The following is a 15809-nucleotide window of genomic DNA, read 5'->3' on the forward strand; positions in this document are numbered from 1 at the left end:
TACTTTCTTATACGGCCACATTCCGCCCGAATCCCTGGTCAGAATAAAGTACAATTTCTCATGCGGCCACGGGTTGGTAAGGGTCTCATATCCGCTCGCTCCCTATGGCGCTGTGATGGCGCTCACTCGCGTCCTGCCACCAGGGGTCAGAATCGCGCGCTGGTGTGCGTCCCTGAGCGTGGACAGTGATCAGGCTGCTGTTTTGCCAGTCTGCCGGATGTGTTGACCCTCGAACTGTTGCGGGCTCAGATAGCCGAGCGCCGAATGGAGCCTGCGGTTGTTGTAGACGTCCTCGATGAAGCGGGGAAGGTGTTCAGTGACGTCGTCGAAGGTTTCGAAAGCCATCGGGTAGACGACTTCGACCTTTAGCGTCTTCATGAAGCTCTCGGCCTTGGCGTTGTCATTGCCTCTGCGGCCCATCGAGCCGATCAGACCTTGATCGGCAAGAAGCTGCCGGTAGATCTCGGCAGCATATTGCGAGCCGCGATCGGAATGGTGAATGCAGCCTGGCGGTGGACTTCTCCGATTGATGGCGGCCCTCAAGGCAGCGAGCATCAGGCGCGCATCGATGGAGCGGCCGATGGCGTAGCCGACGATCAAGCGCGACCAGGCCTCGAGGAGGACGGCGACAGTTCACCGACCGTTTGACGACGATCGCGCTTCCTTACGCGCGCTGGACGACTAGGCTCGATGAGATTGTCGGATTGCTGGGCCACAGCACTGGCGGTCGTCCTGGCGAACGCTTGATGCAACGGCTCGGCATGCCGATCAGCGACGACACCATCCTGGGCACCGCAATTCGGAGATTCGGTGGTTGGCATCGATGACTGGTTGGCGGCGTGCGACAAACTATGGGACCATCATGATTGATCTCGAGCGTCGCTCGGTTGTCGACATACTGGACGATCGCAGCGTCGAGAGTGCGGCCAAGTGGCTGCGTGACCATCCTTCCGTCGAGGTCGTCAGTCGGGACCGCTGCGGTCTCTATGCGCAGGCCGTCCGTGAAGGCGCACCGCAGGCCCGGCAGGTAGCCGATCGGTTTCATCTGATCCAGAACCTTCGCTTGGCAATTGAAGAACAGATAAGCCTTTCTGGACGTGCCACCGGCAGGGCCATCCTGTCGGAGGACGCAATTGTTGACGCTGCCACACATCGCCGGCGCGCCCGTCTCGCACATAGGCAATCTCGCCGGGAGATATTCGAAAAGCTCCGCGCTTTGCGCGAAGAGGGTCTGTCCTACAGCGAAATCGCGAGGCAGACCGGCTATGAACGTCGCAGCGTAGCGAATTGGCTCAAATTCAAGGTTCCGCCAGACAGGCGGCGAGCAGCACTGAATCCCACATCGCCATGGTACTTCGAAACCTTTCTTGCCGAATGTTGGAAGGATGGGAACCGCTGCGGACGGCATCTGTTTCATGACGTCAAACAGCGAGGCTACACCGGCAGTTTCGCCAATCTGGAGCGGCTTCTCGGAGCCTGGCGGCGGGCCGAAAGAGAGCAGGCTGCTGTTGATGTACCGCCCGCCACGTTGAAGTCGGAGCCGGTTCGAGATCCGGACACCGGTCATGCGATCTCGCCAGTGGTTGCCGCAGCGCTGTGCATCAAGCCGCGAGGCCTGCTAACGGACCAGCAGGCAAGGAAGGTCGATGCCCTGAAGCAGGAATCTGAGGCTTTCGCCGAGATGCGGTATCTGGCGATGCGCTTCAACGGCATCCTTCGCAGCAAGAGATCGGCACCACTGGATGCATCGATCGACGATGCGCTCGACACCGAACTCATTCCGATCATGCGGTTCGCCCGTGTCTTGCGCAGAGACATCGATGCCGTCAACAACGCCATCGAACTGCCTTGGCAGCAACGGACAGGCCGAAGGCCAGATCAATCGCCTCAAGACCCTCAAACGTGCAATGTACGGTCGGGCAGGTCCTGAACTGCTGAGAGCACGAATGCTGCCGCCGCTCCACACAAAGTGAGGAAGAACCCATTTAGGTGCAGTGCGACACCTGGCTCCCGATTCACTGCGATGGAAGCAGTGAATCACGCTTCGCCAGGCGGCGAAATCGCAAACCGGAATTGCAAGAAAACTATCCACAAACTGGCCGTTACCTGCAATTCGGAAGCCGGAAAAGTACACTATTCCTATGCGATATCAGCGGCTTCCGTATTCGTCGCCGAGCCACTCGGCGGCGCGGAGCGCCTACCCGTTGGTGCCCTTGGACGAGGCTGTCGGATTCGACGCGCCGATCTGAGCATCGGAGGAGGTGGTCGGAAACGCTGGCAGAGAATGAATAGCGTCGCGCAATTGGGGCTTCGAGGGGCTGTGGTCTGTGGCCGCTGTGGGGCACAAGTACGCGTGCAGTGCCATCAAACATGGACCCGCATTCTGTTTATCCGTTTTACTTGGTGGGACAAACCTGACGTTAGCTTGTTCATAGAACGGCTTGCGCTCCCTCATGAGCTGGGGAATCGTCTGATCCGGGTTGGAGCCCCGCAGCAGCGGGCGGGTGGTATCCTTCCTGAGGCGGCGGCGTAGCACCTCCGGGTCGGTATCGATCCAGATCGAGACCGCTTTCTCGGCGATGAGGCGCCGGGTCTGCTCATAATTCAACGAGCCGCCACCGGTTGCGATCACCGCCGGGCCTCGCTCGACCATACGCGCGATTGTCTCCGCCTCGAGCGCCCTAAAATAGTCCTCGCCATCCGTATCGAAGAGCTGCGTTATCGATTTCCCGGTCTGCGTCTGGATTTTTTTGTCGGTATCGATGAATTCCAGCCCCAGTTTCTTGGCGAGTCGGGGGCCAATCGTGGATTTCCCGGCGCTCGGCATCCCGACAAGCACGACCGGCCGCTCGCCGATGGCCGCGACGATTTCCCTTGCCTCTGGGCCCCTGGCGATCTTGGGTATTCTCGATGGACCGGCAGGACGCAGTCCGAATGCCGCAGCGGCGATACCACTTCGATCCTCTTCGGCAGCCCAGTTGAGTATGCTGACGACGTTGGGGGGAATCTCAACGGCCCTGCAGCTCTCTCTTACCTTCTGCTCGAGTTTTTCGACCTCCTGAAGAGCATCCCGGCCAGGTGTCCTGCGCAACTTATGCAGCCTTTTATAAGCCTCGTGATTGTCAATTTTGGCGCTGTAGCTGGCTGGCGTATGGAATTCCACCTGGAAGCGATAGCCATCTGCTGTGGCGAGCACCGTGTTGATGCCGAGATAAGTCGGACGCTGATATTTGAACCAGTTGGTTGTCTGGATTTCGGCGCAACCCTGCTCCTCGAAAGCCAGAATGGCTGCCTTGAAGGCTTTTGTAAAATCCTCGTCAGGAATTTCAAAGACGTGGCGGACGGCGTTGCTGATCAGCTGTGGGGCGCCGCTCGCCGGGACGGACGTGCCGGTGAGTTGGTCTGTGATGGAGCCTTCTGATTTCAGCCTACGCTCCAGGTTAGGAATTTTTACCTTGAAGTGCGCTTTCGTGAGGCTTGCGGCAACGTCGTGTGCGGCTGCGGTGATTTTCCCGTCCTCGGCCTTAGCGCGGGCAGCCTCAATCTGGGCACGCCCTGACGCTTCCTCGCGGGTCAGCATGATCATCCCCTCAGAATGCTGAGCGATGGGTCGGAGGCCGGAGAATTCGGGCAAGATGCGCTGCTTGATTGCGAGATCGACCGCGGCCTCCATGACTGAAGCCGTCAGCGTGGGGTTATCCTTCAGATCCTTCAACGTCGCATCAGCGTCAAACCTTCCTTGGTTGAGGGTAGCCGCGAGGCTCTTGACGTAAGGCACGGATCGCAAACCCGGTGTCGCATGCAGCAGCCGCTTAAGGTCATGGCTCCTCCTGAAGAAGAGCCGGGCACCAGTGTCGGATTTATACGCGTCGGTGCCGACCTTGATGCCGAGACTGAGGAGGTTGTTTGCGCTTTGCACGAGGTCGTCTGGGTCGTAACCATCCGGTCTTGGATCGATCCGCGCAGGATAGTGGTCGAATAAAACCCGGATACGGGCTTGTGGCTGAGGCGTTACCGCATAGGTCTCCGCCAGATCCGGGAAAAGCTCTGTGAGTGCTGCGCTGATCGTTGCGTTGGCGCCGTTCGCGCGTTCGACTGTTTCGGGCAGGAGTTGCTCCCGGGGCTTTGCTGCCCACGCCTTAAGGTCCGCGACGAGCAGCGCGGCGATTTCGCGAGCAACCGGATGTTTGGCGACCTCGATCTCGCGCCGCGCTCTGGCAAACATGGTCTCAAGATCCTTGCCACTCACCTCCTCTTCGCGGTCCATCAGCTGCCTGATGTCTGTCCTGAGCTCGTGCTGGACGCCCTCATAGATGCCAAAGATGGCACGCTCGGCAAACCAGCCTCGCGCTTCATGGGATTGAGCCAGAAAGTTTCGCTGCAGGGCGCTATAGGTTTCCAGGACATCCTGGGTGGCAGCAAGGATCTGGCTGGCGCGACCGAACTGGTAGTTGTCGCCGTCAAGCGCCGGCGTATGCGTCTTTGGCGGCTTCAAGGAGGAAACGCCGCGAGCTTGCTCCTTTTCATCGAACTGGCGCACGTGCTCATAAAGCTGCGGCCGGTCGCCGATGATGATGACGGTGTCGCCATCGAAGTCGCCGTCAAGTTTTTTCTGTTCACCGGTCGGGACGGCAACCAACGAGCCCGGGGCGAATACCTCGGTTGCCTGCAGGATGCCGAGGCAATCGAGCGGCGTGTCCTGCTTGACCCGGTCCTTGCCTGTCGTCCAGTGCGAATGGGACTTAACATCTTCGGCAGACAAAACCAGCCCTCGGTCGGCGTGGGCGGCCGGCCACATCTCATCGGGCACGACGATCATGAGGCCTTTGGCAAAGAAAGTCGGATCATCGGCCGCCAGTTCCTCCCCCGACTTCTGGGCGACATTAAAGCTGTATTGGATGGCCACACAGGTGTCCAGGAACGCTGCCGTCGGGTCCCCAACAATTGCTGACCTGACTTGCTCGGCGGCCAATGGGCGCAGGTTGGGCTTGTCGTAGGGCGAGCGACCGATCAGCACGCCGCTCGTCCCGGTCAACGTCTCGCTCTTGAGCGTCGGCACATGAAGACATTCATCACCGGAGGGTACCGCGACTGCGCCAGGACCCTCGATATGTCCGCCAGTGACGGTTCGAAACAGCTCCTCCTGCGTCAGCTCTTTCCCCTCTCTGCTCTCGAGCCAGGCCTTGGCCTGCTCGTGCGCCTCATCGGCTACTTGCTCGCTGCGCGGATAATGTTGCAGCGCCGAGGCAGGCAGGGACGATCGCCTTCCCTCGGCATACGCAGCCAGCCGATCAGGACCCTGTCCGCCGGCCCAGCGGACAGCCGTCATACGCGTGGCCAGCGAGGCCTTGATGAACCCGCAGCCGTCATGCGGTCGCAAGGCGATCAGGCCTTGCGGCCCGGTCAGCTTGAAGGGATGTTCCTTGCCCACAGGGCGGTCCGGCAGCAGCGACAGTTTGAAGTCGCCTTCCAGCGCGTAGTCACGAGGACCTAGGCCCTTGACATTCGGTGGCGCGGCAAACCCCCTGCGCTGTGTGTAATAATAGGCCTCCTTGAAAGGAGCCCAGGCGCGCGACAGCTGCTCGAACGCAGTGCCCGATGCGGTTTCGGCATAGGGAATCGCCAGCAGCTTCCCCCCCGGAGCTGCGGCCACCTCACCTGGAATGCGGGCGGCTATCTGGGAAAAGCTCTGTCTCGGCGGCTTTAACTTGCTGCCGCCGAACAGGTCCATGCGGTATGGCACGCCCTCGACGGTCAACGTGCGCGCCAGCATAAACGGGCTCGGCTTTCCTGGCAGCTGCACCGCGACTACTTTCACCGCACCTTCGGTCAGCCGATGAAAGATCGAATAGCGTGTCTCGGCATCCGTGGCCAATTGCCGGCCCTGTATGTCGACCACCGGCAAGCGCATCAGTCCCGCGTCGCCCTGCGGCGGTCTGGGCTCGTGGTCCATGGCTCGCAACACCTGATGGACATCGAACACGGCCGCCGGATGTTGGGCCTGGACCGTCTGAGCATTCTGCGCGATGAACGTGTCCAGCGCATCGACCGGGCTTTCCGCCTCAATCTCCGCGATCAGGTTCCAGCTCATGTTGGAAAGGTCGCTTTCGATGAGCTCGCGCGTGCTGTCCAGGATCTCCTTGGTCTTGGATTGCAGTTCGTCGCACCTTGCCCGCAACTCGGACTTTTTGCCCTCGACATACGGCCGCCGCAGCAATCCTGCCAGGTTCACGCGGGCCTTGAGCACTAGATAAATCGACAAAGCCGGACAACGGCTTGAGTTCGGTCCTCTGTCCCGTTCAGCATCGCTTGCTTCGAGATGCGCCTTGATCTTGTCCTCAATGACCGGTTGAATGTCGTTCAGCAAGTTTAGCGCCGGCCTCCGGTGATAGCGTATTTCCTTGCGCGGGCTGCGCGCCAGCGGCAGCAGAGCGGCGCAGAGGTTGCCCATGGTTTCGAGGTTATTCTCAAGCGCAAAGCCACGGGCACGATGCAATTGCGTGAGCCGACTTAAACCTGCTGCTGAGAGCGAACCGAGATCATCATACAATCGGGCCTTGGCCAACGCCTTCAGAATGTTCGTGACGGTCAAAACATCGGCATTTTCCAGACGGTCGCTGGAATAGTGAAAGTGATGGGCCAGCTGGTGTAGCCGATCTTTTAGCAGAGCCGCCTCGGCAATCTCTCCGGCGTCCTCTGCCCTCATGACTTGCCGCGCCAAATCGTTGGCGATACTCGAGAGCTCGAGCGTGGTAAAATGGCTGAACCGTTGGCCCGCCGCACCCAGTCTGCGTGCTATGTCCAAGAACGCTTGGCGGCATGCTTCTTCTTGTGGGCACTTGCCGAACCCATTCATCAGGTTCGCCAGATGCTGCGGAGTGAACTCAGAGAGCCGCTCGGCGCGGCGAAGCACCTCGCCGGCGATTACAGCGGTGGCCTGACGTGAGTTCTCCTCTTGCGGCCACTTGCTGAAGCCGTTCGCCAGGTTTGCCAGCCCCTGCGGGGTGAAGTCAGAGAGCCGGTCGGCGCGGCGAAGCACCTCACCGGCAATTGCCACGGCGGCCTGACGTAAGTCCTCCTCTTGCGGCCACTTGCTGAAGCCGTTCGCCAGGTTCGCCAGCGCCTGCGGATTGAACTCAGAGAGTCGCTCGGCGCGGCGAAGCAACTCGCCGGCGATCGCAACGGTGGCCTGAACTGAGTTCTCCTCTTGCGGCCATTTGCTGAAGCCGTTCACCAAGTTCGCCAGGTGCTGGTGAATAAAACGGGAGAGACGGTCCTCTCGGCCAGTTCGGTGACGGACCTCATCGGCGATTGCAACGACAGCGTCGCCACAGCCGGTCTCGCCAGGCCATTTGCTGAAGCCGTTCACCAAGTTTGCCAGATCCTGCGGTTCAAACCCAGACAGCTGGTCGGCGCGGCGACGGACCTCACCGGCGATCGCAACGGTGGCCTGACCTGAGCTCTCCTCTTGCGGCCATTTGCTGAAGCCGTTCACCAGGTTCGCCAGGTCCTGCACCCCAAAACCAAGCAACCGGTCGGCGTGGCCGGCACGGAGACGGACCTCATCGGCGATTGCAACCATAGCATCGCTACAGCCCGCCTCGTCAGGCCATTTGCTGAAGCCGTTCGCCAGGTTCGCCAGCGCCTGCGGATTGAACTCAGAGAGTCGCTCGGCGCGGCGAAGCAACTCGCCGGCGATCGCAACGGTGGCCTGACCTGAGTTCTCCTCTTGCGGCCATTTGCTGAAGCCGTTCACCAGGTTCGCCAGGTGCTGGTGAGTAAAACGGGAGAGACGGTCCTCCCGGCCGGCTCGGTGACGGACCTCATCGGCGATTGCAACGACAGCGTCGCCACAGCCCGTCTCGTCAGGCCATTTGCTGAAGCCGTTCACCAAGTTTGCCAGATCCTGCGGTTCAAACCCAGACAGCTGGTCGGCGCGGCGACGGACCTCACCCGCGATCGCAACGGTGGCCTGACCTGAGCTCTCCTCTTGCGGCCATTTGCTGAAGCCGTTCACCAGGTTCGCCAGGTCCTGCACCCTAAAACCAAGCAGCCGGTCGGCGCGGCCGGCACGGAGACGGACCTCATCGGCGATTGCAACCATAGCATCGCCACAGCCCGCCTCGTCAGGCCATTTGCTGAAACCGTTCACCAGGTTCGCCAGCTCCTGCTGACTAAACTCAGACAGCTGGGTGGCGCGGCGACGAATCTGACCGGCGATCGCAACGCTGGCCTCACGTGAGCTCTGCTCTTGCGGCCACTTGCTGAAGCCGTTCACCAGGTTTGCCAGCCCCTGCGGGGTGAAGTCAGAGAGCCGGTCGGCGCGGCGAAGCACCTCACCGGCAATTGCCACGGCGGCCTGACGTAAGTCCTCCTCTTGCGGCCACTTGCTGAAGCCGTTCGCCAGGTTCGCCAGCGCCTGCGGATTGAACTCAGAGAGTCGCTCGGCGCGGCGAAGCAACTCGCCGGCGATCGCAACGGTGGCCTGAACTGAGTTCTCCTCTTGCGGCCATTTGCTGAAGCCGTTCACCAAGTTCGCCAGGTGCTGGTGAATAAAACGGGAGAGACGGTCCTCTCCGCCAGTTCGGTGACGGACCTCATCGGCGATTGCAACGACAGCGTCGCCACAGCCGGTCTCGCCAGGCCATTTGCTGAAACCGTTCACCAGGTTCGCCAACTCCTGCTGCTTAAACCCAGACAGCTGGGCGGCGCGGCGACGGACCTCACCGGCGATCGCAACGGTGGCCTGACCTGAGCTCTCCTCTTGCGGCCATTTGCTGAAGCCGTTCACCAGGTTCGCCAGGTCCTGCGAGGAAAAATCAGAGAGCCGGTCGGCGCGGCGAAGCAACTCGCCGGCGACCGCAACGGTGGCCTGGCGTGAGCTCTGCTCTTGCGGCCACTTGCTGAAGCCGTTCACCAGGTTCGCCAGATTTTGAGCTTTGAGCTCCGAAAGCGCCCCGGGTTCCTCATGAAAAAGCTTGGCGATTCTCATCGTTCCATTGAGACATTCCGCCACTCGTGGGTAGCGACTGAACGACAACACGAAAAGGGAAAGCGTTTTGCTTTCGACATGGTCCAGCGCTCTGCCGAGCTTCGACACCTGAGCTGCCATGGCCCTGCAAGCCTCCATACCTGCCTGACCTCCAGGCTCCCGGCTCGTTGCGTTGCAAGCGGTGGCGTACCCCCAGGTATTGCCGGCGCGGACGTCGTCCTCCCATCTTGGAACAAAGTGACTGGTGAAGTTGGAAGCGGCTTTTTGTAGGAATGTTGCCCGATCCGCCTGACCCTGCAGCCTCTTGTCATACTCCACCACAACGTATGAGAATTCGGTGATGTCGGGAGCGAAGTAAATCCTGCGCAAAGCGTCGTTAAGTAGCGCGTCGTTGGACCTCTGTGCGGCTACATGGTCGTAATGCCGTCGTTCCGGTCCTGCAACCGGCCCGGACCGGCTTTGCTTCGGGCGTGCGAACGTGTCCGGTTGTGACCTACTCGGTTCTTGATCGTTGAGCCATGACTTCTGAAAACGCAGAGAGCTTTCTTGCCTAACCATTGCTTCGCCCTCTCGACCTTGGAGAGAACCATGCCGCGGCCCACTGGCTGCGCCTCGCGAACCCGCGAGGGCTCCGCGGGGACTTTCCGAGGAATCGGCAGATTTGTCGCCGAGGGCTTCGTCGGCCCCTCGCACAATGCGAGCATAGGACATTCTACCTTGGGGCGCGGAGTGCGTCCGCTCCACGCCAGCATGGGACGGTTGGCTGGGTTGCACTGGGGCATGACTTGATTGTGAAATCGGAGCTTTGCCCAGTTCCCGCGCGGGGTTCAATACCGCTTCGAGCGGCACTGTTTTGTCTTGCACTTCGGCCACCTGTGCAGGCGCAAGCAGGCCTGGTCGACGAGGCTCATCCGACGCGGCCGGACAGGCCGGCATCTCGGCGGCCTGTTTCTGCAGGCGCTGGTCCACGGTTTCCACGACGGAGCGGGCGTCCTCGGTTTTCAGCTGGCGCGCTTGCGTCAATGCTTCCATGGACGGCGGCGCCTGCTTTGCCGAATGTGCGCCCACCGACGCTCTCGCATGCACCTCATCCGCGCTCAGAAGCTTCGTGTCCTGATCCGAGCGCACTGGAACCTTGGCTGCTGGCAGCGTGTCGCTGACGTCCGCAGTGATTTGCGTCGACAGTCGCCCAGCCGCCGAACTGCTGGCGCCAGCAGCCGGGTTGCCCTTCCCCTTTCGTTTCCTGCGCGCAGTGCCTTCGGCCAATGCGGCTTTCCCGGCAGTGTCGGCGGGTATCGCAGCGCCAGCGTCGGCCGGCGATGCAATGAGCGATGGCGCCTTCGGCTGCAGTGCCTGATTGCCTTGTGCCACCACAGTCATGCCGGCAGTGTCGGCGGGTATCGCACCGCCAGCGTCGGCTCGCCGTTCAATGAGCCCTGGCGCCTTGGGCCGCAGTGCCTGATTGCCTTGGGCCACCGCAGTCACGCCGGCAGTGTCGGCCGGTATTCCAGCGCCCACCGGTAACGTTATGGTCACTGACCAGTTCGGCTGCAGCGCCAGTAGGCGCACAACATGGTCCGCAGTGATCGACGCGTCCTTTACGATCTGGTCTAACAGGTCTATTGGTAGGTTACCATCTGGTCGATGATCGCTTAGGTTGGCGCGTATGTCCTGCAACGCCAATCCAAATTCCCCAAGCCGCCTAACCACCCCCTCCAGGAGGGCGCGATGATGTGCGTCAAGTGGGGGTCCTGGGTCGTCCGTAACAGCAGGTATTGCCGACTGTAATGCCGGAGAAAGGTCCTCCAAGAAATTGTCCAGCAGAGGCACCCGCCCCTTTTCAAACCTGAGGAGTTCCTTCAAGGATGGATCGAACGTGCGCACCTGCGACTCAATTTTGACGTTCGCGAGATCGACCCGCGCCAACATCAGCGCGAACTGTGCAAACATTGGCTCGCCCGTGACCCGCCGCAGCACGATCTGGTCGGCCTGTCGCATCTCGGCCGTTTCATTAGGTAAGCTGGCAATGATGGCGCAGGCCAATAGCTGCCGTTCGCAGCCCCATGTCCTCTTTTCCCACACGTCCATGCAAGCCACATACGCCTTCACCACGATGGCGTACCTTTTGCTCAGCTCGTCCAGGCTAGCCGGGGGGCATTTAGTTTCCCTGACCAGTTTTAGCAAAGCGTCCCTGTTCGCTTCCAATTTGCTGAGAGTCGGCATTGTCAGGTTGTAGTATTTGTCCACCGCAAGAATCACGATGTCGCAGCATTGACGTAGCCTCCGGTCGGACTGAGCGCTCCGCGCCAAGGCCTGCGACAGGCTCGCGTAATAGTCTAGAACTGCTGAGCCCGTAACGGCGACCCGGTCCATCGCTTCTTTGTCCGTGGGGGTTTGCACGGCGGCATTACGGCTACGGGCCAATTCATCATAGAGATCGTTCATTCGTCGCTGTGGTGACAAGGAAATGGGGCCTACCACACCCGAAGTTGGCGGCTGGCTGGCATCCGGGGCCAGGGCTTCACCCTCAGGCATGGAGGGAGCACGGCGCCGCCGCGAACCGGCTGCACGCGGCGCGCCGGCCGGGTGCCGCCCGGCGTCCAGGGGCCGGTCTACGCCAGCGGAGGGGCCGGACGGACTGTCGTGCGGGGCGTCATCGGCACCGCGCGCCATTGGCGCGGCCGGCGTTCTTCTGGCTATCCCGACGGAGCGCATCTGCTCCACGACGGCATCGAACGACTGGCCGCCTTCCCCAGGCGCAAGACTTGATTGCCAGCGCGAACTGCTCGCCTCCCCCGCCCTGCCGGTTCTCCTTTCAGTCCGCGATCGCCCAGATCGGTCAATGCCGGTCATGTTCCGTCTCCGTTACAGGCGAGTGTGATGTCCATGGCGGATGTCGCTAACCCCTCGTGTATCAAGGCTTCACGCCTCATGGGCTTCGCCAACGCGTGACATCAGCATCGCTGCAACCAACTCACTATGCTGCGATTGCACCGCTATCTTTCGTTGCCGTCAGGCCGGTCGGACACGGCAGGTCAAGATAGATCGCTTGGCTGACGACCAGCTGACGGACAGTTTCTTCTGCCAACCGGATCCGATCTGCCTCAAGCGCTTAACCGCTCATGAAACAAGCTAGGCCTTCACCGGCCTGCCCGGCGGCCGATCAGCAGCCGTGGAGCGATTCCACCAATCGGGGTCGATGCGCAAAACGGGTCATGGCTATGAACTGGTTGTCACCGCACGTGGGTGAAAGGACGCCAGGAGCGTCCAAGTTCGAGTCTCGTCAATTGTCACACTGCACTAAATTAGGTTCTTCCTCACTTTGTGTGGAGCGGCGGCAGCATTCGTGCTCTCAGCAGTTCAGGACCTGCCCGACCGTACATGCACGTTTGAGGGTCTTGAGGCGATTGATCTGGCTTCGGCCTGTCCGTTGCTGCCAAGGCAGCTCGATGGCGTTGTTGACGGCATCGATGTCTCTGCGCAAGACACGGGCGGAGACCGGTAACTTCTCTGGGGTTAGGCGGCGCGCAGGAGAGGCGGTTTGGGCTTGAATAGTGGTGGCACGTTCGGCTCTGGCTGTCGGAACGGTGCCCGCAATCGATTGCGAAGCTCGCCGTTGAGATCTGCCGTCCTGACCTGCATAAGCATGTGAGCACCGTGGAGCGACCACCGCATCTGCTGTTTCTTGACCATCCTGCCGACAAGTGAATTCACCGCCGATTCAGCCAGAGTCGTTGCGACGCGAAGGCCGGCTTGGTAGCGCTTGCCATAGTTGACGATCGCGCCGCGGTTCGAACGGATATAGGTCAGGAGCTGCAAGCCGAGGCTTTGAAGTCGGGCGACGGAGAACTCGCTGTCTCCCTGCGAAGCCTTCACCCTCTCCAAGAGTTGCTCCAGATCGGTGATCGCGCGATCGACCCGCCCATGCCACAGGCGCCACTTCACCGCTCTGATGTCAGGTCGATTGCGGGAAGCGCTTCAGAGAGACCCGATCGGGATCGAGCCATATGATCGGCGATCTGCTGCATCGGCTGGACCTTCATGGCGATGTGGAACCAGTCGATGATGTGGGCCTCGGCTTCGGCATTGCGCGGGGTAGCCGCTTCAGGATTTCGGCGCCGTCCGAAATCACCGTCACATCGCCAAAGCCGCGGTAGCCTACTTCCCGAAGGGCATGAAGGGCGCGATCCCGGATTGCCCGTTGGTCGGTGCTGCCGGTCACGAAATAGCGACCGCCGCCTTCGCCCCGCCCGCCGCGGCCGCATCGGGCCACAACGAGCTCGAAGTCGCGCGCGGAATTGGAATCGGCGCTGCGAACATGCGCAGTATCGATGCTGATGACGAACTCTTTGCGTCGATCGCCGGGAAGCTGCATTTCAAGCTGGCGTCGTTCGTCCGTTTGCGCCCTTGCGTGCAATTCTTCCTCAGCAACTTGATCGTCGAGCCGTTCGCCAATCCTGATGGTTCGCTTGCGCACGGTGGCATGCGTCTCGGTCGGCTCAACGGGCAGGAATTCGGCAAGCACTCTCGCAGCCTGCCGGTACGGCGTCATGCTCTCCAGCCGCGCCGTCAGTTCCATCAGCTCGGATGTCGCTCGATCCGGGCAGATCTCCCGCAGCGGCGCAAAGGCATCGACCATGCCTGGGTAACAATCCCGACACAGCATCCAACGAGGATTGCGCACCTCCACGATGCCAAAGACAGTCCGGATCCGTCGCGTCGTGTAGTCCTTGACCGGCCGAAACCTGTGGCAATCCGGGCAGACCCGACGAAAGAGGGAATACGTCTCCGCCTCATGGTTCACGACCGCGCTCTGCAGCGCCGCCATGATGGTCTTGCTATCCTCGATCGACAGGCCGAGGTCGCCGTCAAACAGACGTTCCCAGCTCTTATCGATGCGGACCGCCTTCCGGCAAACGTCACCGAACTCGTTCCTGCCCTCGATCGTGATCGTCCATTCCACCGCCATCGCTCTCCCTCCGAACAAAGCGGCGCTCATAGACTACGCGGGCCTAACAACCTGTATTCGACCCCAGGTAAATTACCGGTCTCACGTAGGGTGGACGGCGCGTGGGCCGCCCATCCTGCGCTTGTCAGTTTCTCGAAAGCTTGCGCGAGTAACAGTCACTCTCGGGCATATCTGATGTCCTCGAGTTAGGAGACCGAAATGGACTTGAGCAAGTTAACTTCAAATGGGCATACGTACGAGGCAACGCTGCTAAAGCAAGGAGGGGCCAGGCCGGGGCAGGCTGCTAGCCGCGAGTTTGAGCAATATCTACATGCGGCATCCGCCGACCAGGCGGCACCGGCGACTCAGCAGCCTGGCGCCGCCCTTCCGCTGCCACACCCGCCTGGATCGGGCGCCGTCGCTATCGGGCGTGCCGTTCCGCTGCCACACCCGCCGGGATCGGGCGCCGTCGCTATCGGGCGTGCCGTTCCGCTGCCACACCCGCCGGGATCGGGCGCCGTCGCTATCGGGCGTGCCGTTCCGCTGCCACACCTGCCGGGATCGGGCGCTGTCGCTGCCGGGCGTGCCGTTCCGCTGCCACACCCGCCTGGATCGGGCGCCGTCGCTATCGGGCGTGCCGTTCCGCTGCCACACCCGCCGGGATCGGGCGCCGTCGCTATCGGGCGTGCCGTTCCGCTGCCACACCTGCCGGGATCGGGCGCTGTCGCTATCGGCCGTGCCGTTCCGCTGCCACACCTGCCGGGATCGGGCGCTGTCGCTGCCGGGCGTGCCGTTCCGCTGCCACACCTGCCGGGATCGGGCGCTGTCGCTGCCGGGCGTGCCGTTCCGCTGCCACACCTGCCGGGATCGGGCGCCGTCGCTAGCGGGCGTGCCGTTCCGCTGCCACACCTGCCGGGATCGGGCGCCGTCGCTAGCGGGCGTGCCGTTCCGCTGCCACACCCGCCTGGGTCGGGCGGTGTCGCTACCGGGCGTGCCCTTCCGCTGCCACACCCGGAATCGGGCGGCGCTGTCGCTGCCGGGCGTGCCGTTCCGCTGCCACACCTGCCGGGATCGGGCGCCGTCGCTAGCGGGCGTGCCGTTCCGCTGCCACACCCGCCTGGGTCGGGCGGTGTCGCTACCGGGCGTGCCGTTCCGCTGCCACACCCGCCTGGGTCGGGCGGTGTCGCTACCGGGCGTGCCCTTCCGCTGCCACACCCGGAATCGGGCGCCGTCGCTACCGGGCGTGCCGTTCCGCTGCCACACCCGCCTGGGTCGGGCGGTGTCGCTACCGGGCGTGCCGTTCCGCTGCCACACCCGCCTGGGTCGGGCGGTGTCGCTACCGGGCGTGCCCTTCCGCTGCCACACCCGGAATCGGGCGCCGTCGCTACCGGGCGTGCCGTTCCGCTGCCACACCCGCCTGGACCTGACGTCAGCGTTAAGGAGCCTGCCGTCGGGCGTGGTCTGCCACACATGCCAGCCCGGCATATTTAGGGGTTAGGCCAATAGAAGGGGTCGCATCTCGGCGGCCCCTTGCTGCTGATCTTGCGTCCAGCTTCTATCCAGCTTTGAGTTTGTTTTCCGGGGTGGGAGGCCCTGCGCAACCGCCGTTTCGAGTCGCTCGGTCTCCCCGTCTCTATGTGTCTGTTTAAGCCTAATCCGGTCGAACCGCCTTGCCCAGTGGTGTGGGGGTCGGCGCCGCGAGGCGTCCCCCTCCCGATCTACGGCCCCAAATGTAGCCGTTCAACACGCATCATTGGAGCGTCTGGTCGTCGCGCATCCTTCCTGTTCGCAAACCGTAGGGATTGATCCTTACGGCCACATCAATCAGATCGAGTTCAAGACGCAGGGTTTCAGGTAGGGTGGAGAACC

3 protein-coding genes and 3 pseudogenes are annotated in these 15809 nt (G+C 61.9%); 2 read left to right on the forward strand and 4 right to left on the reverse strand.

Annotated features, from left to right (window positions below; genetic code table 11):
• Positions 1 to 189: 189 nt before the first annotated feature.
• A complete protein-coding gene (locus ACZ89F_RS23390; protein ID WP_476094428.1) occupies positions 190 to 600 on the reverse strand; it encodes a transposase in 411 nt (136 codons plus the stop codon).
• Positions 601 to 623: 23 nt separating this feature from the next.
• Here ACZ89F_RS23390 and ACZ89F_RS23395 point away from each other — a divergent pair.
• Positions 624 to 1973, forward strand: a pseudogene (locus ACZ89F_RS23395) (ISL3 family transposase); the annotation flags it as partial.
• 224 nt (positions 1974 to 2197) lie between these two features.
• Here the strand turns inward: ACZ89F_RS23395 and ACZ89F_RS23400 are convergent.
• The 3 genes and pseudogenes from ACZ89F_RS23400 to ACZ89F_RS23410 form a co-directional block, all read right to left on the reverse strand.
• Positions 2198 to 11845, reverse strand: a complete 9648-nt coding sequence (locus ACZ89F_RS23400; RefSeq protein WP_476094429.1) for a shikimate kinase — start codon at positions 11843 to 11845, stop codon at positions 2198 to 2200.
• Between the two features lie 464 nt (positions 11846 to 12309).
• Positions 12310 to 12488, reverse strand: a pseudogene (locus tag ACZ89F_RS23405) (ISL3 family transposase); the annotation flags it as partial.
• Between the two features lie 20 nt (positions 12489 to 12508).
• A pseudogene (locus ACZ89F_RS23410) lies at positions 12509 to 13961 on the reverse strand (ISKra4 family transposase).
• 295 nt (positions 13962 to 14256) lie between these two features.
• On the opposite strand from ACZ89F_RS23410, the gene ACZ89F_RS23415 reads away from it, so the two are divergent.
• Complete coding sequence (locus tag ACZ89F_RS23415) at positions 14257 to 15438, forward strand: hypothetical protein (RefSeq protein WP_476094430.1); 1182 nt, start codon at positions 14257 to 14259, stop codon at positions 15436 to 15438.
• The last annotated feature ends 371 nt before the right edge of the window (positions 15439 to 15809 follow it).

The organism is Mesorhizobium sp. USDA 3734 (assembly GCF_056279665.1).

Excerpts from the sequence above, each read along its gene's own strand:
- ACZ89F_RS23400 (WP_476094429.1), bottom strand. The coding sequence starts at position 11,845 with ATGACCGGCATTGACCGATCTGGGCGATCGCGGACTGAAAGGAGAACC.